A 23,636-nucleotide genomic window follows, 5' to 3' on the forward strand; every position below is an offset into this window, starting at 1 on the left:
CCCCTTTGAGCGCGATGGACTCGCTCCCACGGTGCCGGTGGGCGCGTGAACCTGCGGCGACGATGGACCTTCGCCTCCTTTTACGGCGTGCTTAAGGCCGGTTCCGAGATGGTCCGGGCGTCCGCCGGGACGACGGCGCTGTTGTCCACTGCGATTACCGCATCGAACGGGTCGAGGCTGTCGGGCACCGTGCTGCCGTGCAGGCAGACGATGAGTCCCCGTTCGGCCCGGGAGTGGCGCAATCCGGTGAGGCGGGAATCGAAATCCTCCGGCTGGCGGGCCTCCAGCACCGCCATGACGAGGATGTCCGGGTCCCGGGCGAGGCACCGGACGAGTTCGATGCCGATCCGGTCGCGGGCGCCGACCGCGCCGTCGGAGAGGGCGCCCCCGCCCGCGGGATCGACGGCGCTGTCGAGGCCGAGGCGATAGACCGCCGCCTCCAGCCCCTCGTCGGCCAGGAAGCGCCGGAGCAGGGCCCGGACCCGCTTCTCGGCGTTGGCCTCCCCGAGGCTCACCCGGCCGAACAGCAGGTTCTCCTCCAGGCTGGCGGCGGGGTTGATCCGGGCGGGGTCGTGGAACTCGACCGCGCCGGACAGGTGCGGCGGCAGCATCCGGGCGAAGGAGCGCCGGGCCTGAAGCAGGCGCTCCTCGAAGGGCGGATCGATCAGGCCGAAGCGGTGGCGGGTCTCGCTGTAGCGCAGGGCGAGGCCGATGAGCCGCATGCGGTCGCGCTGTCCGGCGGGACCCCGACGCAGGGCTCCGGCGGCAGGCAGGCGCACCACCAAGTCCTCGAAATACCCCCGCTCGGCCGCCGGGAAGAGGGAATAGGCATCGAAGAGCGGGTGGTCGTTGGGCAGCTCCGAGAAGATCTCGACGGTCATGCGCGCCACCGTCAGGCCGATCTCGGTCAGGGGCCTGACGAGGTCCTCCGCCTCCAGCACCGCGCGCATGTAGGGGTGGCGGGCGAGCCGCGCTGGGGCGAAGGCGCTCCCGACCGGTGTGCCGAACAGGATGTTCTCGCCGATGCTCGCTTGGTGATTGTAGGTCTCCGGGTCGAACGGCTCCACGAGGCGGCCGGCCCCCTCCAGGGCGAGGGCGGCCTGCATCCCCCGCCTTGCTCCCACCACGGCGGCGGCGAGGGTGGGATCCCCCTCCGGATCGAGCCGCCCTTCGAGGCCCCGGCGGTAGACGAAGCCGTCGAGCCCTGTCAGCCGGCAGAGGCCGACGAGGGCGATGTCGTCGGGCGCCTGAGCCGGAAGGGTGCCGTAGAGCAGGTTCTGGCGCAGGCTTCCCTCGATCAGGACCGCCTCGCCGCCCGCGAAGGCGATCCGTCTCGCCCGCAGGGCCGGATCGAGGGACGCGAGGGCCTGACCGGCATAGGTGACCCGTCCGGCGGTGGGCTCGATCTGTCCCGCTAGGATGGCCGCGAGAACCCGCGCCCCGCTGCCCCGGCCCCCGGTGATCGCCACATGGCCCGGCATGGTGACGGTCACGTCGACCCGCGACAGCCGCTCGCCGGTGACGGGGTCGAAGGCGCCGACGCCCTCGGCGGCGAGCACCCCGCGCCCCGGCAGCCGCGTGGCCGGGGCGGATACGGGATTCGGGGCGGTGCGCCCTTCAAGGGCGGTGATGGCCCGGGCCAGTTCCCGGAGGCGGGGCTGGACGGCCTGCCGGGTGAACCACAGGCGGACGCAGGCGCCCACGAGCCAGGCGGCCACGCCGAAGGCGCCCACCGCCGCCGCCAAGGCCTCGGGCGCCACGGGGAGCGCCGCCGGCCCCGCCGTCCCGGAGGAGCGCCAGAGGGCCGAGCCGATGGCGAGGGCCGGCAGGATCGCGGCCAGGGCCACGGCCGGGGCCCGGGCATAGGCGAGGCGCGCTTCGGCCCGGGCCATCTTCTCCCGGTTGACGGCGACCCGGGCGGTGATCCGCGCTTCTTCCAGAGCACCCGCGCCGTGGTTGCGCACCGCCGGCAGGCGCCGGACGAGGTCGCTCAGGCCGGCCTCGATCCGCGCCCCCGTGCGCATCCGCAGGTCCTGCCGCTCCCGGCCCCGCCGGAGGATCAGCGTATCGGCCAGACCTGCCGCCGCGAGGGCGATGGCCGCCGCCGGCACCAGACGGGGCGCCGCCAGGGCCGCGAAGGTCAGGGCGAGGACCACGGCGACCAGGGTCATGGCCGGCACGACGATGCCGGCCGAGAGCAGGCGCTCGCTGCGGCTGAGGACTTCTCCGACCAGACGGGCGAGGCCACGGATGTCGTCCCGGGCGCCGGCCGGCGCGGCGATGATCGCCCGGATCACCCGCTCGCGCACCGCATCCGTTGCGCGGTTCTGGGCGCGGAAGCACAGGGCGGCGACCAGCCAGCCGAGGCCGGCGAGGACCAGGGCGCAGACCGCGATGCCGAGGAAGCCCGCCAGCTCCAGATCCGCCGGCCGCAGGGCGACGCCCGGCGCCAGGATCCTCTCCCCCTGCGGCATGGCCACCGCGAGCCGCAGGAACGGCAGGCTCGCCGCCTCGTCCTGGGGCATCACCCCGATCAGGTCCCTCAGGCAGAGCAACGCCAGGGTGCAGAGCGGCGCGCCGAGGCCCACGGCGAGGGCGACCGCGACCGCATGCAGCCGCCGGGCTGTCCGCCATGTGAGGAGCAGGGGATCTGTGTCCATCGGACCTTCGGAAACGGGGTGAACCGGGCTCTTACACTGTTTCAGGCCGGACCGGGCGTCCGGTGTCGCCCGCGCCGCGGGGGGGACGGATGCGCGCAGGGCCCCGACCCCAACGCGATTGGCCGCAGGCTTAGGGCTGGCCCCACCCCGGAATGGCGCTACCTTCGCCGCTGGGTTGAACGCGCCGGGTCCGGCTCGTCGGAGGGGTTGTGGTGACGGGGAACGCCGACGAACGGCCAGCGGGCCCCGCGACGGCGCAGCTGTTCTCGCCCGGCGCCGATGCGATCTACCGTCTCGTCCTGATGACGCTCGCCGCCTGTCTCGTGGCCGTGCCGGTGCTGGCCGCGGGCATCGTCCGGTCGAACTACGTCACGGGGGTGGGGATCGCCCCGAGCCAGCCCCTCCCATTCAGCCATAAGCACCATGCCGGCGAACTCGGGGTCGACTGCCGCTATTGCCATACCGGTGTGGAGAAGGATGCCAGCGCCGGCATCCCGCCGACCCACACCTGCATGACCTGCCATTCTCAGATCTGGACCGGCTCCGACATGCTCAAGCCCGTCCGCGACAGTTATGCCAGCGACGAGCCCCTGGTCTGGAAGCGGCTGAACAAGCTGCCCGGCTACGTCTACTTCAACCACTCGGTCCACGTGACCAAGGGGGTCGGCTGCTCGAGCTGCCACGGCGACGTCACGTCGATGCAGATGACCTACCGAGCCAACGCCTTCGAGATGAAGTTCTGCCTCGATTGCCACCGGGCGCCGGAGAAGAACCTCCGCACCCCTGCGGAGGTTTGGAATATGGAGTGGAAGCCCCCCGCCGATCAGGCGAGCCTGGGGCCCAAGCTCGCCGAGCGCTACCACGTCAAGGGCGGCGAGCGCCTCACCGAATGCGGGATCTGCCACCGATGACCGGCATTCCCGACCTCCCCGCCCTTCGCGCCCGGCTCGCCGGTGGGGACGGACCGCGCTTCTGGCGCAGCCTCGATGCAGTGGCCGATTCGGACGAGTTCCGGACCTACCTCGCCGTCGAGTTTCCCGCCGCCTCGTGCCTCGCCGCCCAGCCGGGCCGGCGGGGTTTCCTGAAGCTGATGGCCGCCTCCTTCGCGCTGGGGGGCCTCACCGCCTGCGGGGTGGACGGTCGGGACTACGAGGTCCCCTACGTCAAGGAGCCCGAGCGGATCGTGCCCGGCGCGCCGCTCTCCTACGCGTCGAGCGCCCTGTTCGACGGGTTCGGGAACGGCATCCTCGTCACCACCCGGAACGGGCGGCCCCTGAAGGTCGAGGGCAATCCCGACCATCCCTGGAGCCGTGGCGGCACCGACATCCTCGGGCAGGCCTCCGTGCTCGGCCTGTACGATCCGTTCCGCAGCCAGGCGGTGCAGCATCTCGGCCGGCCGGCCTCCTGGGGGGCCTTCAACGGCGCGATGCTCGCCGAGACCGCCACGTGGCGGGTGACGGGGGGCAAGGGCCTCGCCCTGCTCACCGGCCCGATCACCTCGCCGACGGTCGCAGCGGAGCTGGCGCGGCTGCGCAAGCTCTATCCGGAGGCGCGCTGGTTCGCCGGCTCGTCCCGCGACGGGATCCTGGAAGGCGCCCGCCTCGCCTATGGCCGCCCCGTCGAGACCTTGCCCGATTTCGGCAAGGCCAGGGCCATCGTGTCGCTCGACGGCGATTTCCTCGACCTCGGGCCGGGGCAGGTCGGGCTGTCGCGGCGGTGGAGCGATGCCCGCCGGGCGGCCCTGGCCGAGGGGCGTCTGCTCCCGCTCTTCTCCGCCGCGCCGACACCGGGCCTGACGAGCGCCAAGGCGGACGATGCGGTGCCGGCCTCCGCCGGGCGCCTGGAGGCCATCGCCCGGGCCATGCTCGCCGCTGCCGGGGGCGGGGCCGAGCCGGCGGGCGACGATCCCACCGGACGCTGGGCTCGCCGGGCCTGGACGGCCCTGGCGCAGGGTCGGGGCGCCGGCATCGTCACGGCGGGCCTGTCCGCCGATCCGGCGTTGCACGCCCTCGTCCACCGCCTCAACGGCGCGCTGGGCAATACGGGGACCACCCTGCACCATCTGGCGCCCGTCGCGGAGGGGGGCGCCGGATCCCTCTCCGACCTCGCCGGGGCGATGGACGGGGGCGAGGTGCAGGCGCTGATCGTGCTGGGGGCCAACCCGGTCTACGAGGCGCCCGGCGCCCTCGACTTCGCCAAGCGGATGGAGCGCGTGCCGCTCAAGATCCATGCGGGGCTCTACTACGACGAGACCGGCGCCCACGCCGACTGGCACCTGCCCCTGGCCCACCCCCTCGAATCCTGGGGCGACGTGCGCTCCCCGGACGGGACGGTGGGGCTGATCCAGCCGACGGTAGCGCCGTTCTACAACGGCCGCACGCCGCAGGAGGTGCTCGCCTTTCTCACCCGGGCGGACGAGGGCACCGATGCCCTCGGCCTGCTCAAGGCGCAATGGCGCCGCGACGGCGAGGACGACACGGCTTTCGAGGCACGGTTCTCGGAGGCCCTGCGGCTGGGGTTCTTCGCCGACAGCGCGCCAGCGGCGGAGGATGTGCGCGTGACGGGGACGGCGCCCGAGGCCAAGGCCGCCGCGCCGGCTTCGGGCATCGAGGTGGTGTTCCGCCCGGACGGCACCCTCTACGACGGCACCCATGCCGACCTCGCGTGGCTTCAGGAACTGCCCAAGCCCCTGACCAAGGTGGTGTGGGAGAACGTGGTCGCCCTGAGCCCGGCGCTCGCGGCCCGGGAGGGAATCGCCGACGGCGACCTCGTGCGGATCGAGGCGGGCGGGCGCAGCGTCACCGGCCCGGCCTGGATAATGCCGGGCCAGGCCGAGTCCACCGTGACCCTGAGCCTCGGCTACGGCAGGGACGTGCCCGACCACCTCTCCCGCGGCCTCGGCTACGATGCCGGCACCCTGCGCCCCCTGGACACGCCCTGGCGCCTGACCGGCGCCCGCCTCGTCCGCACGGGCGAGACGCGGATGCCGGCCACGACGCAGCATCTCGGCGCCCTGCCGGACGACGAGGAGGGCCGCGCCATCATCCGCACGCAGGCCGTCGGCGGCCCCCCCGTGGGCGACGCGAAGGATGCGGCCCCGGCCCCCTCCTTCTACCCGCCGCCCGAATCCCAGGACCGCTGGACCGCCGCCCAATGGGGCATGGCGATCGATCTCGATGCCTGCACCGGCTGCAACGCCTGCGTCACCGCCTGCCAGGCCGAGAACAACATCCCCGTGGTGGGCCGCGAGGAGGTGGCGCGGGGGCGCTGGCTCGGCTGGATCCGGATCGACCGCTACTACGAGGGCGATCCCGAGGCGCCGGCGACCCATTTCCAGCCGGTGCCCTGCATGCATTGCGAGGCGGCGCCCTGCGAACTCGGCTGCCCCGTCGAGGCGACGATCCACGACAGCGAAGGCTTGAACCTGCAGGTTTACAACCGCTGCGTGGGGACCCGGACCTGCCAGAGCTACTGCCCCTATAAGGTCAGGCGGTTCAACTACCTCGACTATTCCGGCGGGATGCCGCCCGTGACGCAGCAGCAGCGCAACCCGGATGTGACAGTCCGCGCCCGGGGGGTGATGGAGAAATGCACCTACTGCATCCAGCGCATCGCCAGCGCCCGCATCGATTCGGCCAAGGACGCCCACGCGCCGATCCCCGACGGCACCGTGGAGACGGCCTGCCAGGGGGCCTGCCCGACCCGGGCGATCACCTTCGGCAACGTCGCCGACCCGAAAAGCGCGGTCTCGGTGGCCAAGGCCGACCCGCGCAACTATGCGCTGCTGGGCCACCTCAACACCAAGCCGCGCACCACCTACCTCGCCGGACTCAAGGCGTCCGCGAAGGAGGGCCAGCGCACATGAGGGCGTTCGTCCATCTTCGGCTGCGAGAGTGTTGAGCATGGCCGCACCCGCGATCCATCCCGGCGAGGACATGAACTCCGTCGGCGACGCCGTCAGCGCCATCCCCCTCACCCATCCCGCGGGCCGCCGCTGGTGGATCGCCTTCGCCGGAGCCGTGGCGCTACTCGGGCTCTTCGCCCTCACCCTCGGATACCTGCTCTACGAGGGCGTCGGGATCTGGGACAACAACAACGCCGTCGTCTGGGCGCTGGACATCGCCAGCTACGATTGGTGGATCGGCGTGGCCTGCGGCAGCATCCTGGTCTCGGGCATCCTGCTGTTGCTCGAGGCCGAATGGCGGGGGCCGGTGAACCGGATCGCCGAGACCGTCGCCCTGCTGGGCACGGCGGCGGCCGGGCTGTACCCGATCATCCATCTGGGACGGCCGTGGTTCTTCTACTGGAACCTGCCCTATCCCAACACCTTCAACCTCTGGCCGCAGTTCCGCTCCCCGCTGCTGTGGGACGCCATCGACATCGTCTCATTCCTAGTCGTCACCCTGAGCCTCTGGTACATCGGCCTCCTGCCCGACATCGCCTGCCTGCGCGACCACGCCCACGGCGAGGCCGCCCGGCAGCTCGCGGCGGTGTCACCGACGAGGAAAGTCGCCCTGTTCCGCGCCCAGGCCTACGGCATCCTCGCGTCGGGCTGGCGCGGGTCGGCCGCGCATTGGCAGATCTGGGGGCAGGCCTATCGGGTCGTGGCCCTCCTCGGCATCCTCCTCGTCGTCTCGGTGCAGACCGGCGCCTCGGTGATGCTCGCGGGCTCGGTCATGCCCGGCTGGCACGGCACGCTGATGCCGATCAGCTTCCTGATCCATGCCGTGCTGTCGGGCGTGGGGGTGACGGCGGCGGTGATCGTGCTGATCCGGCAGGTCTATGGCCTCGACCATCTCGTCACGGACCGCCACCTCGACGCCCTCGCCCGCCTGATGCTCTGCCTCGGCTGCGCCAGCGCCTACTGCTACGGCGCCGAGTTCTTCGACACCTTCCTCAACGGCGACGCTGCCGGCCGGGCCGTCCTGGTGCGCCGGATGGAGGGAGGCCATGCCCTCGCCTTCTGGGCGGCGGTGCTGGGCCTCGTGCTGCCGCCACAGATCTTCTGGTCGGCCAGGGCGCGGCGCTCGGCCCCGGCTCTCGCGGCGGCGGGCGTTCTCGTCGCGGCGGGCGCCTATGCCGACCACGTCATGATCCTCGTCGTGACCCTGACGCAGGACTTCCTGCCCTCCTCCCGCCTGCCCTACGCCGTGGACGTGTGGGGCATCGCGACCTTCGTGGGGTCGCTCGGACTGTTCCTGACCCTCGTCCTCCTGTTCGTGCGGTACTTCCCGGCGATTTCCATCACCGCAATCCGTCGCCTCGTCCCCCCGGGGAGCCCCGAAGAACCGGCGGGGGCCCAACGGCAGGAGGCGGCCTTGCGGGGGAGCGGGCAGGAGGCGCCCCTCTGGGGGGTCGCCGCCGCCTTCCCGACGGAGGCCGAGCTCGCCACGGCCCTCCAGGCCCTCTCCACCCTCAGGGGCCCGGTCCGCCTGGATGCCTACGGGCCGGTGCCGATGCCCCGTACCCTGCGGGCCCTCGGCCTGGAGGGGCGCTCGATCCTGCCCTACGCCCTGATGGGCGCGCTGGGCGGCGGTGCGGCCTTCTACGCCATGTGCGTCTACGCCACCGCCTACGACTACGTCTTCCTGATCGGCGGGAGGCCCCGTTTCTCCTGGCCGTCCTTCGTCGTGCCGAGCGTCTCCTTCGCGATGCTGTGCGGGTGTCTCGCCGTCCATGCGGCGCTCCTGGTGCTGAACCGGCTACCGCGCCTGAACCATCCGGCCTTCAACATCCCGGACTTCCACCGGGCGACCGGGGACCGCTTCTTCCTGGCGGCCGAAATGGCCGAGGACGGCACCGATGCCGCGAGGCTGGAACGGCGCCTCGCCGGCCTGCCCGCCGGGGGCGGACGGCCCCTGGCCACGGCGCGGGTCCCCCGATGAGCCGGCCTTTCCTCCGCCGCCCCATCCTCCTGTCCGTTCTCCTCGCCCTGCCGCTGGCCGCCTGCGGGGAGGCGAACATGGACGAGCAGGCCAAGGCCCGCACCTGGGACAAGAACCCGTTCTTCCCGAAAGCCATGACCATGCGGCACCCGGTCGCCGGGACCGTGCCCCGGGCCGATCCCACCCGGGAGGCGCCGCAGCCCGCCACCATCACGGCGGCCCTCGTCGAGCGGGGGCAGGACCGCTACGCCGTGTTCTGCACCCCCTGCCACGGGCAGGACGGGCGGGGCGCGGGCATGATCGTCGCCCGCGGCTTCCCCCATGCCGCAGACCTCACCTCGGACCGCCTGCAGAAGGCAAGCGCGGGGGAGATCTACGGGGCGATCTCCAACGGCTACAAGAGCATGTTCGGCATGGGCCAGATGATCCCCTCGGAGGATCGCTGGGCCATCGTCGCCTATGTCCGCGCCCTGCAGATCAGTCACGACGCGCCCGTCGCCTCCCTGCCCGCGGCCGACCAGGCCGCTTTGGAGGCGACCCGATGAGGATGCCCATCCTCGCCCTCCTCGGCGCGGGCGCCCTGGCCCTGGCGATCCTCTTCGGCGGGACCCGGGGCGCGTCCGCCTCCTGCCTCGCCGCGTGGCTCGTCCTCCTGGCCCTGCCCGTCGGCGCCCTGCCGGTGACGGTGGTGGCCGAGCGCTTTGGCCGGAAGGTCCGCGAGCGCGGTGGGATCGAGATGCTCGCCTCCCTCCGCCGCCTGATGTCGCTCATGCCGGCCGCCGCGCTGCTCGGCCTGCCGATCCTGGCGGCGAGCACCTCCCTTTATCCGTGGACCCATGAGCCGCCGCGCACGGCCCTGGCCGCGATCTGGTTCACGGTGCCGTTCTTCCTCGCCCGGGGAATCGTCTACCTTGCCGCCTGGACTTGGCTGTGCCTGCGCTTCGCCCGGCCCTTCGACGCGCCGGGCGAGGGCCGCACGGTGCCGGCGGTGGCCCTGCATGCGGTCGTCGGGACCCTGTTCGCCATCGATGTCGTGGCGGCCCTCGATCCCCGGCTCGATTCGGCGATCCTCGGCCTCCTGTTGATGACCGCCTGGAGCGGACTCGCCTTCGCCGCCGCCACCCTGCTGGCCTGGGAAGAGCCGGAGCCCATCGGTCGGAACCGGGTCGTGCCCGGGCGGGGGCGGCTCATCCCCCTCGTCGTGTTGCTCGGGCTGTGGGCCTACATGCATTTCGTGCAGGCGCTGATCGTCTGGTCGGCCAACCTGCCCGCCGAGGTGGCGTGGTATGCCGCCCGGGGTGGGTGGACAGGCCGGTCCCTGGCGATCCTGTCGGGGATCGTGGCGAGCCTCGCCGGTCTCGCCACCCTGCGTCCCGGCCGGGTGATCGTGCGGGCTCTGGCCGCCGCGGCCCTCCTCGTCCACGCCCTGGAGATGTTCTGGCTCGTCACGCCGTCCGTGCGGGACCGGTTCGCCATCCGGCCGGCCGACATCCTGGCCGCCCTCGCCGTGGCGTGCCTCGCGGGCGTGCTGCACCCCCTCCTCGCCGGCCGCCTCGGCCAGCCGTCTCCCACCCGCGCGAGGAATGCCCGATGAGCGGAGGAAGCCGGTCGCCCGCGGGCCTCGTCTCCGCCATCCTCGCGGCCCTCGCCCTACGCGGTGCCAACGTCGTCCCCCGTCGCCCGGACGGCGCACCGGGCTCCGGCCCGCCACGGGCGCACAGCGAGGGGCAAGGCCAGACGGGGCCGGGTCACGAGACGCGCGACGTGAACGTGCGCACGACCGCCTACGTTATGGGTGGCCTCGCCGTCTCCGCCGTGACGGTGATCGGCGGCATGGTGTTCCTCATGCACCTCTTCGTCACGCACCAGGAGGCCGCCCTCCCCACCCTCACGCCGCAGCAGACGACGCAACTCGTCCCGCCCGCGCCCAATCTGCAGCCGAACCCCTATGCCGACCTCGACCGGCAGCGGGAGGGCGCCGAGAAGGCCCTCGCCGGTTACGGCTACGCCGACGCCGCCCGCAGCCGGGCCCACATCCCGATCGACCGGGCGATGCAGCTCGCGGTCGGGCGGTCCCTCGACGGAGGCGCTCCGCGATGACCCCCGACCACGCCGCCATCCAGTTCTGGCCCGTCGCCGCCTCGGTCAAGGCCGTCGAGACTGACGAGCTGATCCTGGCCTTCACGGTCCTGACTCTGGCGCTGACCGTACCGGTCTTCATCGCCATCACGTGGTTCGCCCTGCGCTACCGGGAGGGATCGGAGGCCGACCGCAGCCCATCCGGCATCCGCTCGAACCTCATCGAGATCAGCTGGATGCTGATCCCGTTCCTCCTCACCCTGATCTTCTTCGCCTGGGGGGCGCAGCTCTTCGTGCAGTCCAGGAACGCGCCGCCCGACGCGATGGTGGTCGAGGCGGTGGGCCGGCAATGGATGTGGAAGTTCCAGCACGCCACCGGGCAGTCCGAGATCAACGATCTGCACCTGCCCATCGGCCAGCCGATCAAGATGCGCATCATCAGCCAGGACGTGATCCACGCCCTCTACCTGCCCGCGGTGCGGATGCAGGTGGCTGCCCTCCCCGATCGCTACACCGAGATGTGGTTCAAGGCCGACAAGGTCGGCACCTTCCACCTCTATTGCTCGGAATATTGCGGCACCGACCACTCGGTGATGGGCGGCAAGGTGACCTTCATGAACCCCGGCGACTATCAGGACTGGCTGGTCCATGCGGGCGCCCAGCAGGGCAAGGTCGCCGCCGGCCGCGTCCTCTACCAAGCCTACGGGTGCGCGGGCTGCCACGAGCCCGGCTCGCCGGTCGGGGCGCCGGGCTTCGCCGGTCTCTACGGCAGCAAGGTCCAGCTCGCCGACGGCCGCACGGTCACCGCCGACGACGGGTGGCTGCGGGACAAGATCCTGAACCCCAACGGCGACAAGCTCGCCGGCGGCGGCAAGCAGGTGATGCCGAGTTTCGCCGGGCGGATCCCGGAGGACGACCTCGGCCGGATCATCGACTTCATCAAGGCCTATCCGGGCACCGGCCAATCCGCGGAGGCGACGCGATGAGCGCATCGGGCACGGTCGAGGGCGCCGCCCACCGGGAACCGCATTCCCCTGAGGCGACCATCGGGCGCAAGCCCGACTACCTCCACGCGGAATCGACCCTGCGCTCGTGGTTCCTCGCCACGGACCACAAGCGCATCGCCATCCTCTACCTCGTCTCGATCACCGGCTTCTTCGTGATCGGGGCGCTGGCGGCCGGTGTGGTGCGGCTGGCGCTGGTCGTGCCCAACGGCGCGATCATGAGCAACGACACCTACAACAAGGCCTTCACCATCCACGGGGTGGTGATGGTGTGGTTCTTCCTGATCCCCTCCATCCCCGCCACCTTCGGCAACTTCCTCATCCCGCTGATGATCGGGGCCAAGGACCTCGCCTTCCCCAAGCTCAACCTGACGAGCTGGTACGTGTTCATGGCCGGGGCGCTCTTTACCCTGGTTTCGGTGGTGCTCGGCGGCGTCGACACCGGCTGGACGTTCTATGCGCCGCTCTCCACCGCCTTCTCGAACACCTGGGTGCTGCCGGCGCTGATCGGGGTGACCATCGTCGGGTTCTCCTCGATCCTGACTGGGCTGAACTTCGTGGTGACGATCCACACCATGCGTGCGCCCGGCATGACGTGGTTCAAGCTGCCGATCTTCGTCTGGACGCACTACGCCACGAGCCTGATCTTCCTGCTCGCCACCCCGGTCATCACCACGGCGCTGATCCTGCTCATCGCAGAGCGGGCCTTCCATGTCGGAGTGTTCGATCCGGCCTTCGGCGGCGATCCGGTGCTGTTCCAGCACCTGTTCTGGTTCTACTCGCACCCGGCCGTGTACATCATGGTGCTGCCGGGGATGGGGGTGATCTCCGAGATCGTCCCGGCCTTCGCCCGCAAGAAGCTGTTCGGCTACCGCTTCGTCGCCTACGCCTCGATCGGGCTGGCCTCGGTGACGTTCTTCGTGTGGGGCCACCACATGTTCATCAACGGCCAGAGCGATCTCGCGAGCCTCGTCTTTTCGTCGCTCTCCTTCGCCGTGGCGGTGCCGTCGGCGGTGAAGGTCTACAACTGGACCGCGACGATCCATAAGGGCAGCCTGCGCCTCGACACGCCGATGCTCTATGCGATGGGCTATATCGGCCTGTTCGTGCTGGGCGGCCTGACGGGGCTCTACCTCGCCACCCTCGCGATCAACCAGCACGTGCACGCCACCTACTTCGTGGTGGCGCATTTCCACTACATCATGGTCGGCGGCACGGTGCTCGCCTTCCTGGGCGGCCTGCACTTCTGGTGGCCGAAGTTCACGGGCCGGATGTACAGCGAGCCGTGGGGAAGGGTCTCGGCCCTGCTGATCTTCCTCGGCTTCAACGTCACCTTCTTCCCGCAGTTCATCCTGGGGTATCTCGGGATGCCCCGGCGCTACGCGACCTATCCGCCGGAATTCCAGCTCCTGAACGTGCTCTCCTCGGCCGGGGCGACGATCCTGGCCGCGGGGTACATCTTCCCGATGCTCTACCTCGTCTACTCCCTGTGGTTCGGCCGGAAGGCGCCGGCCAACCCCTGGGACGCGAAGGGCCTGGAATGGGAGACCTCCTCCCCGCCGCCGACCCTGAACTTCGTGAGCCCGCCGGAGGTGCCGCGCATCCCCTACGACTACCCGATCCAGGCCACCGAATCCAAAGACCAGCACCGATGAGCGAGTCTTTCGTCAACGAGCCCCTCGCTGACGGGGTGGGCGTCGCCCGCGCCCACCATTTCGAGAGCGTGGCGCAGCAGCGCGAGGCGGCGACGCTCGGTATCTGGGCGTGGCTGATCACAGAGCTTCTGCTGTTCTCGGCCCTGTTCCTCGTGGCCCTGATCACCCGTATCCAGCATCCGGAGGCGACGGTGGCGGCCGCCCGCCACCTGAAGTTCTGGATCGGCGCGACGAACACCGTCGTGCTGATCTGTTCCAGCCTGACTATGTCCATGGCCATCGAGTTCTCGCGCATGGGCTGGCAGCGGGCGATGGTGCGGGCCATGCTCGCCACGGCGGCGCTGGGAGCCCTGTTCCTCGTCCTGAAAGGCTACGAGTACTACGCGGACTGGTCGGAGCACATGATGCCCTTCCTGGCCGACCGCCCGTTCGAGCTGGCCGAGACGCCGGCGGCGCGGCTCTTCGTGAACCTCTACTACGTGGCGACTGTCCTCCACGCGGTCCACCTGTTCACCGGCATCGCCCTCCTGCTCGGCATGACGTGGATGGCGGCCAAGGCTGGGTTCCTGTCCCGGCACCAGAACTGGATCGAGGTCTACGGCCTGTACTGGCACTTCATAGACCTCGTCTGGATCCTCGCCTTCCCGATCCTCTACGTCGTCAACCGGGCGACTTGACCATGCGCGGCCCCCTCGCCTCCCTGACCGCCGACGACCGCGCTCGGCTCCGGCGGCGGATGCGCACACCCGTCCTGACCTTCCTGGCGCTGCTGAGCCTGCTCGCCGTCAACGTCACGCTCGGGGCGACCCTGCCCTTCGCCCATGTCTGGGCCCTGGAAATCGCGGTGGTCGGGGTGATGGTCGCGCTGATCCTCCTCGTCTCGATGGAGGTGCGGAAGGAGCCGCCCCTGATCCGCCTGTTCTCCGGCCTTGGCTTCTTCTGGGTCTGCATCATGGTCGGCATGACGCTCACGGATTACCTCGCCCGCTGATTTTGTGTTGTTCGGCCGGGGCGGGGCGCTTAAAGGCGAACGTCCCTCCCCTCATCCCCGCCCGATCCGATGTGCGAATTGCTCGGCATGAGCGCCAACGTGCCGACCGACATCCGCTTCTCCTTCGCCGGCCTCGCCCGGCGTGGCGGCGAGACCGGGCCCCATGCCGACGGGTGGGGGATCAGCTTCTACGAGGGGCGTACCACCCGCAGCTTCCACGAGCCGGAGCCGAGCTCCCGCTCCCAGCTCGCCCGGCTGCTCCGGGACATGCCGATCAAGAGTTGCATCGTCCTCGGCCATGTCCGCCGGGCGAACCGGGGGCGCGTCAGCCTGGAGAACACCCATCCGTTCTCCCGGGAACTGTGGGGCCGGCGATGGACGTTCGCCCATAACGGCCAGCTCAAGGGCGTGAAGCGGCTGGAGCTCGGCGCCTTCACCCCCATCGGCACCACCGACAGCGAATACGCCTTCTGCTGGATGCTCGGCCGGCTTCAGACGCGGTTCCGCACCCTGCCCCGCCCCGCCACCCTGGACCGGGCGGTGGCCGATCTCTGCGCCGAGTTGCACGGGCTCGGCGTGTTCAACATGCTGATGTCGGACAGCAGGACTCTCTACGCCCATTGCGGCAAGCGGCTCTGCTACCTCACCCGCCGCGCCCCCTTCGGCAAGGCGACCCTGATCGACGAGGACTGGACCATCGATTTCGCCCGGGAAACCGGGCCGAACGATGTGGTCACCGTCGTCGCCACGCAGGCCCTCACGCGGGACGAGCATTGGACCGTCGTCGAACGCGGGGACATGCTGACCCTGCGCGAGGGCGAGGTCGAGGTGTTGAGAGGGAGCAACGCTTCTGCGGATGCGACCTGAGCGAGGGTGCATGCGGCGGCCCGATGCGCTACAACTAAGATAATCAGGTGCGCAAAGGTCGGACGTTCACACTGTAACCGGCCCTCAACCGCGCCGCTCGACCGCTTCGGACCGGCGGTCGGGTCACGGCAAGCTGACGAGTGCGACGAGCATGACCCGCGACGACTCCGCCGTCCTGCACGCGCAGGAGGGTTCTTCGAACGACCGCCCGAACCTCTCTTCCTCCATCCGGACGCATCTCGGCGAGCACCTTCGCACCGCCTACGACCGCCTGGGCGAAGACCAGATGCCCGTTCGCTTCGCCGAGCTGATCGATAAGCTGGAAGCGGCGCTCCGGGCCCGGGGCGAGGCGATCGAGCCGGAATTCCGTGATGGGTTGCTGGCGGCGGTGCCGTCCCTGCGTGCCTTCGCCCTGTCCCTGACCTCGAACCCGGCCCGCTCGGACGACCTTGTGCAGGACACCCTGCTGAAGGGCTGGCAGCACCGCGCCCGGTTCCAGCCGGGCACGAACCTCAATGCGTGGCTGTTCACGATCCTGCGCAACATCTTCTACTCGGATCACCGCAAGCGGGTCCGGGAAGTCGAGGATCAGGACGGCTCCTACGCCGCGCGTCTCGCCACCGCCCCCCACCAGGGCGACCGGCTGGACGTCGAGGATCTCCAGAGCGCCCTGGCGAAGCTTCCGCCGGACCAGCGCGAGGCGCTGGTGCTGGTGGGCGCCGAGGGCGTCTCTTACGAGGAGGCCGCCACGATCATGGGGTGCAAGGTCGGCACGGTGAAGAGCCGCGTCAGCCGCGCCCGGGGCCGCCTCGCGGAACTCCTCGGCTATGACGAGGAGGATCTCGGGTCCGACCGGTTCATCCAGTCCGCGATGCCCGACGCTTAGGCTTGGGAAACCGGGTTTCGCAGGGCTCTACCCTGCACCGGCCAAAGGACTCGTCCTTTGGAAACCATGATCGGGCGCCCAGGCCGCGCCTGAAATTTCGATGCATCCGATTCCGGTGATCGGGCGTTACTTGCCCGAGCTTCGCTGCGTCCATGCGGCGGAACGACACGGAAACGGAGCATCCGTATGAACGTCAAGATCCTTCTCGCCACCTCGGCCCTCGCCCTCTCGCTGCCCCTCGCCGCCCAGGCGCAGGGCACCATACCGGGTGCCGAGCGCGGCGCTGCGGCTGGTGCCGATGCGGCCGGCCCGATCGGCGGCATCGTCGGCGGCGCAGTCGGCGCGGCCACCGGCACGGTGGGTGGCATCCTCGGCGTCGACATGGCGCCGCGCTTCCGCAGCTATGTCCGCGAGCGCAACGTCCGCTCGTACGACTACGATGGTCGCGTCGCCGTCGGCTCGACCCTCCCGTCCTCGGGCGTCACCTACTACGACGTGCCCTCCGAGTACCGCGTGCAGCCCGGCTACCGGTACACCGTCGTCAACGACCGCCCGGTGCTGGTCGATCGCGGCCACCGCATCGTCGAGGTGATCGACTAAGCGTTCGGGGCCTCGCCCAGGGCGTGTTCCGCCGGAACGGTCACCCGGCCGGCGGAACGTGGACGGCCAGGGCCCCGGAGCGCAAGGCTTCGGGGCCTTTTCTGGTAATGAGACCAGAGGGAACACGACGATGAACGACGACCGGACCGCCGGCGGGCCGGTCCTGCCCGAGCCGGTGCGGGACCATCTCGGCCAGCAACTGCGAGGGGCCCTTCCGGCGGTTGAGAAGCCTCAGTTCCTCGGTGATGAGCCGCCCGTCCCGGGCGAGTTCGAGCCGCAACTGCGACGCCTGGAAACGCGCCTCAAGACCCACGAGGAAGGCACCGAGGCAGTCGAGGAAGCCCTCGACCGCATCCTCGACGCGTTCGGGGTCAAGGCCGACGGGACGAAGGAAGCCTGAGACGAGGCTCCCGATCGTGAGAACGACCGGAGATCAGACCGTCGGCTTGGCCACGAGGATATCGCGGATCTCGCCCAGCAGCTTCACGTCGGCCGGTACTTCGGCGACGGGCTCGGGCTTCTTATCCTCGGCGTGCTGGAGCTTGTTCATCGCCCGGATGACGAGGAACAGCACGAAGGCGACGATGATGAAGTTCAGGGAGACGGTGAGGAACTGGCCGTAACCCAATACTGCGCCTTGCTTCTTTGCCTCGGCGTAGGAAAGGCCGGTCTGTACCTTCGAGGACAGGGGCAGGTAGTAGTTCGAGAAATCGAGCCCGCCTGTGACGGCACCGATCGCTGGCATGAACAGGTCCTGCACCGCCGAGGTGACGATCGCCCCGAAGGCCGCACCGATGATCACGCCCACCGCGAGGTCGACGACGTTGCCCCGCAGGGCAAACTTCTTGAATTCCTCGAGCATCCCGTTCCCCGCCTCGTTCCAGGAAGAACGTGCCTCATGCGGCGGGCCGGTGGGAGCCCGACGGCGAAGCTATCCACCGTCGGTTGCGACGGCGTCCCTGTCCTCACCCCTGTCCTCCCCGGAGGCCTGTTCGGCCTTGAGGCGGCGGCGGTACTGGGCCGCCCCCACGGGGATGGTGACGAGATAGGCTCCGCTCACCGCCACCAGCGCCTCGAACGGGTAGCTGATGAGGATTCCGAAGGCAGCCACGCCCAGCAGGAAGATCGGCAGCACGAGGCCCCTGGGCACGCGCTTGCCCATGGTTTTGCCGGAGAAGGTCGGCACCGTCGACACCACCATCAGGGCGATGCAGAGGACGTAGGCCAGCACGGCGGGCGCCGCCCAGGCATCGAAGGTGAGGCCGAGGAAGTGCAGGTAGAGGGGCAGCATCGCCGTCAACGCCCCGGCCGGGGCCGGCATGCCGACGAAGAAATCCTTCTTCCATTCGGGCCGGGATGGGTCGTCGAGCATCGCGTTGAAGCGGGCGAGCCGCAGGCCCATGGCGATGGCGAAGATCAGGGAAATGATCCAGCCCAGCGACTTCAGGTGGAACAGCACGAAGCCATAGAGGATCAGGGCCGGGGCGCAGCCGAAATTCACGAAGTCGGCCAGCGAGTCGAGTTCCGCCCCGAAACGGGAGGTGCCCTTTAAAAGGCGCGCCACCCGCCCGTCGATGCCGTCGAGGACGCCCGCCGCCACGACCGCGATGACGGCGGGCTCGAACTTGCCTTCGAAGGCGAGCCGGATCGCCGTCAGCCCCAGGCACAGGGCCATCAGGGTGATCATGTTCGGCGCGATCATGCGGAACGGCACCGGCTTGAACCGGCGCGGGCGCGGCTCGTTCGGGTCCGGCGCGAAGGGCGGGAAGAGATCGTCCACGGCTGATCCCCTCAGATCCGGCGGAAGCTGCGCTCGGGACCGCCGCTAAGATCGGCCAGCACCGTCTCACCGGCCACCGCCTTCTGGCCAAGGCCGACGAGGACGCGGGTGCCGGCCGGCAGGTAGACGTCCAGCCGCGACCCGAACCGGATCAGGCCGAACCGGTCCCCGGCGGCCAACGAGTCCCCCGCCGAGACGAAGCCGACGATCCGCCGGGCGACGAGCCCCGCGATCTGCACCACGCCGATGCGGGTCGGGTTTCCGCGATGGTTCGCCTCGATGACGAGGCCGTTGCGCTCGTTGTCCTCGCTGGCCTTGTCGAGTTCGGCATTGAGGAACAGGCCGGGCGTGTAGTGGATCTGACCGATTTTCCCGGCGACCGGCATGCGGTTCACGTGGCAATCGAACACGTTCATGAAAACCGAGACGCGGAGCGTCGGCACCTGGGGCAGGTCCAGCTCCGGCGGGGGCAGGACGGTGGCGATCAGGTTCACCCGCCCGTCGGCCGGCGAGACCACCAGACCGTCGCCCACCGGCACGACCCGCTCGGGATCACGGAAGAAGTAGCAGACCCACAACGTCAGGATCAGGAAGATCCAGCCGAAGAACTGGGAAAAGTAGCCGGCGAGCACCGTGAGGACGATGCCGATCAGGATGAAGGGGTACCCCTCCTTGTGGATCGGCACCAGCGTCCGCCGGATCGTCTCGATGAGGTCGGTCATGCTGTGGGGGCTCGGGGGATCAGATCTCTGCCCGGCGGATGGCAGTCCGTTAGGTCTACGTCAACTTTCGGGATCGGGATCGCGTTGGTCGCCCGGCATCGAAAACGGATCCCGGGCAGCATGCCGCACGGCGATCACGACGACCGCGTCGTCCCTCGGTTCGTAGAAGATTAGATAAGGGAAAAGCCTCACCAGGATACGGCGCAACGGCGGGGAGCTGGTGCGGGTGCCACAGAGGGGGTGATCGACCAGCCGGTCCAAGGTGGCCTCGATCCGCCGGCGGACATTCGAGGCCCCTATCGGTGATTTGTCGGCGATGCCGCCGAGGACGGCATCGATCTCGGCCAGAGCGTCGGGTGTGAAGCGGAGCTTCACGCGCCATACTTCTCCCAAAGCGCGCGAACCTGCTCGTCCGAGGCGTACTCGCCGCGCGCGGCTTGAGCGCGTGACTTCGCCAGCGACGCCTCTTCCTCGGCAGTCAGGTGATACACCGGTTCGTCCTCGCCACTGGCAAAGACCAGTAGCATCCGCGCCGCATCGTCCTGCATGGCCTCCGGGAGCGCGCGGACGCGCGCGATGGCTCGTTCCAGTAGCTCGGTCATCGCGCCATGATACACCGCCTCGCTTCGGAAAAAAGCGATTCCCCACGGAGTTCAGGGCCCTATGCGCAGCCACATCGCCTTCCTCGGCCTCGGCGCCATGGGCGCGCCCATCGCCCGGCATCTGGCGACCAAGGGGTCCGAGACCGTCACGGCGTGCGATGCCGACCCCGCCCGCCTCGCCGGGCTCGACGGGCCGAGGTTGGTGGCCACCACCGACCGGGGACGGATCGCGGGGGCCGACCTTCTGTTCCTCTGCCTGCCGGACGGGGGCGTGGTGGAGAAGGCCCTGTTCGGGCCGGACGGGGCGGCGGCGCGCCTCGCGCCAGGCGCCATCGTGGTCGATCTCAGCACGACTACCCACGCGGACGCCCTACGCATCGGCCGGGCGCTGGAGGCGGGGGGCCGGCGCTTCCTCGACGCGCCGGTCTCAGGAGCCCCGGCCGGCGCCGAGGCGGGGACGCTCACCGTCATGTGCGGCGGCGACGCGGACGCCTTCGAGGCCGTGCGCCCGCTCCTCGACCGGTTCGGCGCCACGGTGCTGCACATGGGGCCGGCGGGGGCGGGGCAGCTCACCAAGACGGTCAACAACGTGCTCTACGACATCAACATTGCGGCCCTGGCCGAGGTGCTGCCGATGGCCGTGGCGATGGGGCTCGATCCGGCCCAGTTGGGCCAGGTCGTCACCACCGGCACGAGCCGGAGCTATGCCTCGCAATACTTCGTACCGCGCATCCTCCGGGGAGAGTTCGACCAGGGCTACCCGCTCGCCAAGGCGTACAAAGACCTCGTGAGCGCCGCCACGGTGGCGGCCGAGCACGGCTTCCCCCTCCCCGTCACGGCGGCGGCGACCGCCACCTACCAGACCGCCCTCCGCCAGGGCCATGGTGACCGGGACAAGGGCGCGATGGTCCTGCCCTTCGAGGCGCTGCTGGGGGTCAAGATGCGGGGGTAAGCGCCACGGCCACCCCGTGATTGCGAGCGCAGCGAAGCAATCCAGGGATCCGCCACGGCTTCAGACCGTCCCGCTGCCCTCGATTGCTTCGCTTTGCTCGCAATGACGGGGGGCGTACTTTCCTCAATCCACCGCCGGCGCGTGCAACTCGGCGTCTGTGAAGCGGGCCTGTTCCTCCATGACGAGTTGCCCCAACTCCCGCTTGATCACGTTGAACTCAGCACTCGCGGGATCGCGTGGGCGGGGCATGGGGACCATGACGTCGCGCTTGATGCGGCCTGGGCGGTAGGTCATCACCAGGATGCGGTCGGCGAGGTAGATCGCCTCCTCGATGGAGTGCGTGACGAAGACGATGGTCTTCCGGTACTCCGCCCAGATCCGCAGCAATTCGTCCTGAAGGGTTCGCCGGGTCAGTGCGTCGAGGGCGACGAAGGGTTCGTCCATGAGCATCACGGGCGGATCGAGGGCGAGGATGCGGGCGATGGCCACCCGTTGCCGCATGCCCCCGGAGAGGTCCTTCGGGTAGCGCTTGAGGAAGTCGGACAGGCCGAGTTTTTCCGTAATCCGCGCCACCGTCGCGTCGGCCTGGGCGCGGGGCACGCCCTTCACGTCGAGGCCGAAGCGGACATTGTCCTCGACGCTCATCCACGGGAACAGGGCGTATTCCTGGAACACCATGCCCCGGTCGGGCCCCGGGTCCCGCACCGGCTTGCCGCCGATGGTGATCGTCCCGGAGGTGAGCGGGGTGAAGCCCGCCATGGCGTTCAGCAGGGTGGACTTGCCACAGCCGGACGGGCCGAGGAGGCACAGGAACTGCCCTTCCGGCACAGTGGCGGTGATGTCCTGCAGGGCGGGGACGCCAGCGGCTCCGCTGCCGAACACCTTGACGGCGTTCGCGACGACGATCTCTGCCGACATCAGTGTGCTCGCCGCATGATGTGGCCGGACAACCGGCCTCCACTGTTCCGCATCATGCTCGCTTCAGCGCTCCAGGCCGCGGTGCCAGCGCAGCAGGTGGTCGTTCAGCCGGCTCATGGCGCCGTCGATGATCAGGCCGAGGATGCCGATCGTCAGCATCCCGCCGATGATCTTGTCCGACCACATGTATTCCCGCGCCTCGAGGATCCGGTAGCCGAGCCCGTCCGACACCGCGATCATCTCGGCGACGATCACCACGATGAACGCCGTGCCGATGCCGATCCGCATCCCCGCCAGCACGAACGGGCTTGCGGCGGGCAGGATCACCCGGCGGAACATCGTCCAGCGCCCGGCTCCGAGGTTGCGGGCGGCGCGGATGTAGATCGAATCGACCTGCCGCACCCCGGCGATGGTGTTCACCAGCACCGGGAAGAAGGTCCCCAGGGCGATCAGGAACAGGGCCGGCGGGTTACCCAGCCCGAACCAGACGATGGCCAGAGGAATATAGGCGATGGGCGGGATCGGCCGCAGGACCTGCAGCAACGGGTTGAACAGGCCGTAGAGGCCGTCGCTGGTGCCGAGCATCAGCCCGACCGGCACGGCGAGCCCGGCGCCCAGCGCAAACCCCGCGAGCACCCGGCCGAGGCTGGAGACCGCATCGTGCGGCATCTCCCCCGAGAACAGCCAGGAGAGGTAGCTCTCCTGGGCCGGGTCGTAGGGCAGTGCCGGCTGGAGCCCGGCCCACCACTTCACCGCCACCGCAGAGGGCGGGGGCAGCACCACGGGGGAGACGGCCCCCGTGCGGCTCAGGATCTCCCAGAGGAGGAGCAGCGCCACCGGGACCAGGGCACCGCGAAGGGACGCGAGCGACATCGGCTCAGTTCACCTTCAGGTCGGCCTTGGCCTTCTCAAGCAGATCGAGCTTCACCCACTCCGCATCGGATTTCGGCGGGTTCTGCATCTTCCCCAGGCCGTACTTCACCATGTAATCGGCCGTGGTCTGCATGTGGCCGGCGGGCATCGCGTAGGTGTAGCTGGCATTGGCCATGCCATCGCGAAAATCCTGGCTCGACAGCTGTCCCTTGAAAACCTGCTCGCGCACGTATTTCTCGGCCAGCGCCGGATCGTCGATGAAGGCCTTGGTCGCAGCCACGAACAGGTTCAGCACCTTCTGCGCCACTTCCGGGCGCTCGTTGTACATCTTCTCGGTCATGACGAGAGGGCGCACCGGCTTGCCGATGGGCGTGTCGTAGGGCTTCACCAGCTCGACCCCCCAGCCGGCGCTGATCGCCTGCGTCGATTGCGGCTCGGACTGGCAGATCACGTCGACGTATTTCTGGGCCAGAGCCTGGTTCAGGTCGGCGTAGTTGTTGAAGTAGGTGAGCTGCACGTCCTTGCCGGGCCGCTCGGACCAGGTCAGCCCGTGCTTGTCGAGTTCGGCGAGCAGCATCAGGTCCTGGGTGCCGCCCCGGACGGTGGCGACCTTCAGACCCTTGAGATCGGCGGCGCTCTTGGCCGCCAGGTCCGGCCGCTTGAGGATGCGCACCCCGCCATCGGCGAAACCCGCCACCACGAGGAGCTTCACGCCGTTGCCGCGTGCCGCCACGGCGCCGTCGCCTCCGGAGGCCGCGATATCGATCTGGTCCACCGCCATGGCGGGGTAGATGTCCGCGCCCTTGGCGAACTGGCGCTCGTCGATCTTGAGGCCGAATTTCGGGGCGATCTCCTTCATGTAGGAGATGGCACCGTAATGGGCGAATTTCAGGTTGCCGAGGCGCACGACGTCCTCGGCGCGGGCCGGTGCGGCAAGCACGACGGCGGCGGCGCAGGCGGCCAGCAGATGTCTGATCACGAAGTCTCTCCCCAGAGGCACGTTTTCGCCGAGCCGGCCTTCTTCGCGGGCCGTGCCTGTCAGGGGTATATCGCTTCCGGGGCCGTGTTAATCCCGGCCGGGACGGGCGGGGCGGATTTTGTATGCATCGATCCCGGGGCGGATGCGATGCGCCCTCTTGGGGTTTGGAGACGGTGATGTTCA

Annotated in this window: 24 protein-coding genes; 15 read left to right on the forward strand and 9 right to left on the reverse strand. The window is 69.8% G+C overall.

Annotated features, from left to right (window positions below):
- Positions 1-80: 80 nt before the first annotated feature.
- Positions 81-2,660, reverse strand: coding sequence for an ABC transporter ATP-binding protein (locus MFF22_RS06770; protein WP_238248225.1), 2,580 nt, complete (start codon positions 2,658-2,660; stop codon positions 81-83).
- A gap of 302 nt (positions 2,661-2,962) precedes the next feature.
- On the opposite strand from MFF22_RS06770, the gene MFF22_RS06775 reads away from it, so the two are divergent.
- The 14 genes from MFF22_RS06775 to MFF22_RS06840 all read left to right on the forward strand — a co-directional run bounded on the left by MFF22_RS06775 (position 2,963) and on the right by MFF22_RS06840 (position 17,027).
- Entirely contained in the window at positions 2,963-3,571 is a 609-nt protein-coding gene (locus tag MFF22_RS06775; protein ID WP_238248291.1) for a cytochrome c3 family protein, read from the forward strand.
- Positions 3,568-6,525, forward strand: a complete 2,958-nt coding sequence (locus MFF22_RS06780) for a TAT-variant-translocated molybdopterin oxidoreductase (protein WP_238248226.1) — start codon at positions 3,568-3,570, stop codon at positions 6,523-6,525. Before MFF22_RS06775 ends, MFF22_RS06780 begins: the two co-directional genes overlap by 4 nt.
- Before the next feature lie 37 nt (positions 6,526-6,562).
- On the forward strand, positions 6,563-8,545 hold the full coding sequence (locus MFF22_RS06785) for a quinol:electron acceptor oxidoreductase subunit ActD (protein ID WP_238248227.1): 1,983 nt from the start codon (positions 6,563-6,565) through the stop codon (positions 8,543-8,545).
- Positions 8,542-9,090 (forward strand): c-type cytochrome, encoded by a 549-nt coding sequence (locus tag MFF22_RS06790; protein ID WP_238248228.1) that lies wholly within the window; start codon positions 8,542-8,544, stop codon positions 9,088-9,090. The genes MFF22_RS06785 and MFF22_RS06790 overlap by 4 nt, the downstream gene beginning before the upstream one ends.
- Positions 9,087-10,139 (forward strand): hypothetical protein, encoded by a 1,053-nt coding sequence (locus tag MFF22_RS06795; protein ID WP_238248229.1) that lies wholly within the window; start codon positions 9,087-9,089, stop codon positions 10,137-10,139. The genes MFF22_RS06790 and MFF22_RS06795 overlap by 4 nt, the downstream gene beginning before the upstream one ends.
- Positions 10,136-10,645, forward strand: a complete 510-nt coding sequence (locus MFF22_RS06800) for a hypothetical protein (protein ID WP_238248230.1) — start codon at positions 10,136-10,138, stop codon at positions 10,643-10,645. Before MFF22_RS06795 ends, MFF22_RS06800 begins: the two co-directional genes overlap by 4 nt.
- Positions 10,642-11,610, forward strand: coding sequence for a cytochrome c oxidase subunit II (gene coxB / locus MFF22_RS06805; protein ID WP_238248231.1), 969 nt, complete (start codon positions 10,642-10,644; stop codon positions 11,608-11,610). Before MFF22_RS06800 ends, coxB begins: the two co-directional genes overlap by 4 nt.
- Positions 11,607-13,283 (forward strand): cytochrome c oxidase subunit I, encoded by a 1,677-nt coding sequence (locus MFF22_RS06810; RefSeq protein ID WP_238248232.1) that lies wholly within the window; start codon positions 11,607-11,609, stop codon positions 13,281-13,283. The genes coxB and MFF22_RS06810 overlap by 4 nt, the downstream gene beginning before the upstream one ends.
- Positions 13,280-13,960 carry a cytochrome c oxidase subunit 3 gene (locus MFF22_RS06815; protein ID WP_238248233.1) on the forward strand — a complete coding sequence of 227 codons (681 nt, stop codon included), beginning with the start codon at positions 13,280-13,282 and terminating at the stop codon, positions 13,958-13,960. Before MFF22_RS06810 ends, MFF22_RS06815 begins: the two co-directional genes overlap by 4 nt.
- A gap of 2 nt (positions 13,961-13,962) precedes the next feature.
- The gene (locus MFF22_RS06820; protein WP_238248234.1) at positions 13,963-14,274 is read left to right on the forward strand and encodes an oxidase; all 312 of its coding nucleotides are present in this window, start codon (positions 13,963-13,965) and stop codon (positions 14,272-14,274) included.
- A gap of 69 nt (positions 14,275-14,343) precedes the next feature.
- Positions 14,344-15,141 carry a class II glutamine amidotransferase gene (locus MFF22_RS06825; protein WP_238248235.1) on the forward strand — a complete coding sequence of 266 codons (798 nt, stop codon included), beginning with the start codon at positions 14,344-14,346 and terminating at the stop codon, positions 15,139-15,141.
- A gap of 151 nt (positions 15,142-15,292) precedes the next feature.
- Entirely contained in the window at positions 15,293-16,027 is a 735-nt protein-coding gene (locus MFF22_RS06830) for a NepR family anti-sigma factor (RefSeq protein WP_238248236.1), read from the forward strand.
- Positions 16,028-16,213: 186 nt separating this feature from the next.
- Positions 16,214-16,627 (forward strand): DUF1236 domain-containing protein, encoded by a 414-nt coding sequence (locus tag MFF22_RS06835; RefSeq protein ID WP_238248237.1) that lies wholly within the window; start codon positions 16,214-16,216, stop codon positions 16,625-16,627.
- Positions 16,628-16,757: 130 nt separating this feature from the next.
- Positions 16,758-17,027 (forward strand): hypothetical protein, encoded by a 270-nt coding sequence (locus MFF22_RS06840; RefSeq protein WP_238248238.1) that lies wholly within the window; start codon positions 16,758-16,760, stop codon positions 17,025-17,027.
- Positions 17,028-17,060: 33 nt separating this feature from the next.
- Here MFF22_RS06840 and mscL read toward each other — a convergent pair whose 3' ends face one another.
- From mscL to MFF22_RS06865, 5 genes are all read right to left on the reverse strand, one after another.
- A complete protein-coding gene (gene mscL / locus MFF22_RS06845; RefSeq protein WP_238248239.1) occupies positions 17,061-17,489 on the reverse strand; it encodes a large conductance mechanosensitive channel protein MscL in 429 nt (142 codons plus the stop codon).
- Positions 17,490-17,558: 69 nt separating this feature from the next.
- Positions 17,559-18,407, reverse strand: coding sequence for a CDP-alcohol phosphatidyltransferase family protein (locus tag MFF22_RS06850; RefSeq protein ID WP_238248240.1), 849 nt, complete (start codon positions 18,405-18,407; stop codon positions 17,559-17,561).
- Positions 18,408-18,418: 11 nt separating this feature from the next.
- Positions 18,419-19,129: a phosphatidylserine decarboxylase gene (locus tag MFF22_RS06855; RefSeq protein WP_238248241.1), complete on the reverse strand. Its 711-nt coding sequence runs from the start codon at positions 19,127-19,129 to the stop codon at positions 18,419-18,421.
- A gap of 60 nt (positions 19,130-19,189) precedes the next feature.
- Positions 19,190-19,504: a type II toxin-antitoxin system RelE/ParE family toxin gene (locus MFF22_RS06860; protein WP_238248242.1), complete on the reverse strand. Its 315-nt coding sequence runs from the start codon at positions 19,502-19,504 to the stop codon at positions 19,190-19,192.
- Complete coding sequence (locus tag MFF22_RS06865; protein WP_238248243.1) at positions 19,501-19,731, reverse strand: hypothetical protein; 231 nt, start codon at positions 19,729-19,731, stop codon at positions 19,501-19,503. The genes MFF22_RS06860 and MFF22_RS06865 overlap by 4 nt, the downstream gene beginning before the upstream one ends.
- Positions 19,732-19,792: 61 nt before the next feature.
- Between MFF22_RS06865 and MFF22_RS06870 the strand changes: the two genes are divergently transcribed.
- Entirely contained in the window at positions 19,793-20,683 is an 891-nt protein-coding gene (locus tag MFF22_RS06870; protein ID WP_238248244.1) for an NAD(P)-dependent oxidoreductase, read from the forward strand.
- 123 nt (positions 20,684-20,806) lie between these two features.
- Here the strand turns inward: MFF22_RS06870 and MFF22_RS06875 are convergent, their stop codons facing one another.
- The 3 genes from MFF22_RS06875 to MFF22_RS06885 all read right to left on the reverse strand — a co-directional run bounded on the left by MFF22_RS06875 (position 20,807) and on the right by MFF22_RS06885 (position 23,450).
- Positions 20,807-21,601: an ABC transporter ATP-binding protein gene (locus tag MFF22_RS06875; protein ID WP_238248245.1), complete on the reverse strand. Its 795-nt coding sequence runs from the start codon at positions 21,599-21,601 to the stop codon at positions 20,807-20,809.
- A gap of 63 nt (positions 21,602-21,664) precedes the next feature.
- The gene (locus MFF22_RS06880) at positions 21,665-22,474 is read right to left on the reverse strand and encodes an ABC transporter permease (protein WP_238248246.1); all 810 of its coding nucleotides are present in this window, start codon (positions 22,472-22,474) and stop codon (positions 21,665-21,667) included.
- A gap of 4 nt (positions 22,475-22,478) precedes the next feature.
- Complete coding sequence (locus MFF22_RS06885; protein ID WP_370877562.1) at positions 22,479-23,450, reverse strand: ABC transporter substrate-binding protein; 972 nt, start codon at positions 23,448-23,450, stop codon at positions 22,479-22,481.
- Positions 23,451-23,636: the final 186 nt, after the last annotated feature.

It is taken from the genome of Methylobacterium persicinum (assembly GCF_022179525.1).
GTDB classification, from domain to species: Bacteria; Pseudomonadota; Alphaproteobacteria; order Rhizobiales; family Beijerinckiaceae; genus Methylobacterium; species Methylobacterium persicinum.

Excerpts from the sequence above, each read along its gene's own strand:
- mscL (WP_238248239.1), bottom strand. The coding sequence starts at position 17,489 with ATGCTCGAGGAATTCAAGAAGTTTGCCCTGCGGGGCAACGTCGTCGAC.
- MFF22_RS06880 (WP_238248246.1), bottom strand. The coding sequence starts at position 22,474 with ATGTCGCTCGCGTCCCTTCGCGGTGCCCTGGTCCCGGTGGCGCTGCTC.
- MFF22_RS06855 (WP_238248241.1), bottom strand. The coding sequence starts at position 19,129 with ATGACCGACCTCATCGAGACGATCCGGCGGACGCTGGTGCCGATCCAC.
- MFF22_RS06875 (WP_238248245.1), bottom strand. The coding sequence starts at position 21,601 with ATGTCGGCAGAGATCGTCGTCGCGAACGCCGTCAAGGTGTTCGGCAGC.
- MFF22_RS06775 (WP_238248291.1), top strand. The coding sequence starts at position 2,963 with ATGACGCTCGCCGCCTGTCTCGTGGCCGTGCCGGTGCTGGCCGCGGGC.
- MFF22_RS06785 (WP_238248227.1), top strand. The coding sequence starts at position 6,563 with ATGGCCGCACCCGCGATCCATCCCGGCGAGGACATGAACTCCGTCGGC.
- MFF22_RS06795 (WP_238248229.1), top strand. The coding sequence starts at position 9,087 with ATGAGGATGCCCATCCTCGCCCTCCTCGGCGCGGGCGCCCTGGCCCTG.
- MFF22_RS06835 (WP_238248237.1), top strand. The coding sequence starts at position 16,214 with ATGAACGTCAAGATCCTTCTCGCCACCTCGGCCCTCGCCCTCTCGCTG.
- MFF22_RS06870 (WP_238248244.1), top strand. The coding sequence starts at position 19,793 with ATGCGCAGCCACATCGCCTTCCTCGGCCTCGGCGCCATGGGCGCGCCC.
- MFF22_RS06770 (WP_238248225.1), bottom strand. The coding sequence starts at position 2,660 with ATGGACACAGATCCCCTGCTCCTCACATGGCGGACAGCCCGGCGGCTG.
- MFF22_RS06830 (WP_238248236.1), top strand. The coding sequence starts at position 15,293 with ATGACCCGCGACGACTCCGCCGTCCTGCACGCGCAGGAGGGTTCTTCG.
- MFF22_RS06790 (WP_238248228.1), top strand. The coding sequence starts at position 8,542 with ATGAGCCGGCCTTTCCTCCGCCGCCCCATCCTCCTGTCCGTTCTCCTC.
- MFF22_RS06820 (WP_238248234.1), top strand. The coding sequence starts at position 13,963 with ATGCGCGGCCCCCTCGCCTCCCTGACCGCCGACGACCGCGCTCGGCTC.
- MFF22_RS06825 (WP_238248235.1), top strand. The coding sequence starts at position 14,344 with ATGTGCGAATTGCTCGGCATGAGCGCCAACGTGCCGACCGACATCCGC.
- coxB (WP_238248231.1), top strand. The coding sequence starts at position 10,642 with ATGACCCCCGACCACGCCGCCATCCAGTTCTGGCCCGTCGCCGCCTCG.
- MFF22_RS06800 (WP_238248230.1), top strand. The coding sequence starts at position 10,136 with ATGAGCGGAGGAAGCCGGTCGCCCGCGGGCCTCGTCTCCGCCATCCTC.
- MFF22_RS06815 (WP_238248233.1), top strand. The coding sequence starts at position 13,280 with ATGAGCGAGTCTTTCGTCAACGAGCCCCTCGCTGACGGGGTGGGCGTC.
- MFF22_RS06840 (WP_238248238.1), top strand. The coding sequence starts at position 16,758 with ATGAACGACGACCGGACCGCCGGCGGGCCGGTCCTGCCCGAGCCGGTG.
- MFF22_RS06865 (WP_238248243.1), bottom strand. The coding sequence starts at position 19,731 with ATGACCGAGCTACTGGAACGAGCCATCGCGCGCGTCCGCGCGCTCCCG.
- MFF22_RS06810 (WP_238248232.1), top strand. The coding sequence starts at position 11,607 with ATGAGCGCATCGGGCACGGTCGAGGGCGCCGCCCACCGGGAACCGCAT.
- MFF22_RS06780 (WP_238248226.1), top strand. The coding sequence starts at position 3,568 with ATGACCGGCATTCCCGACCTCCCCGCCCTTCGCGCCCGGCTCGCCGGT.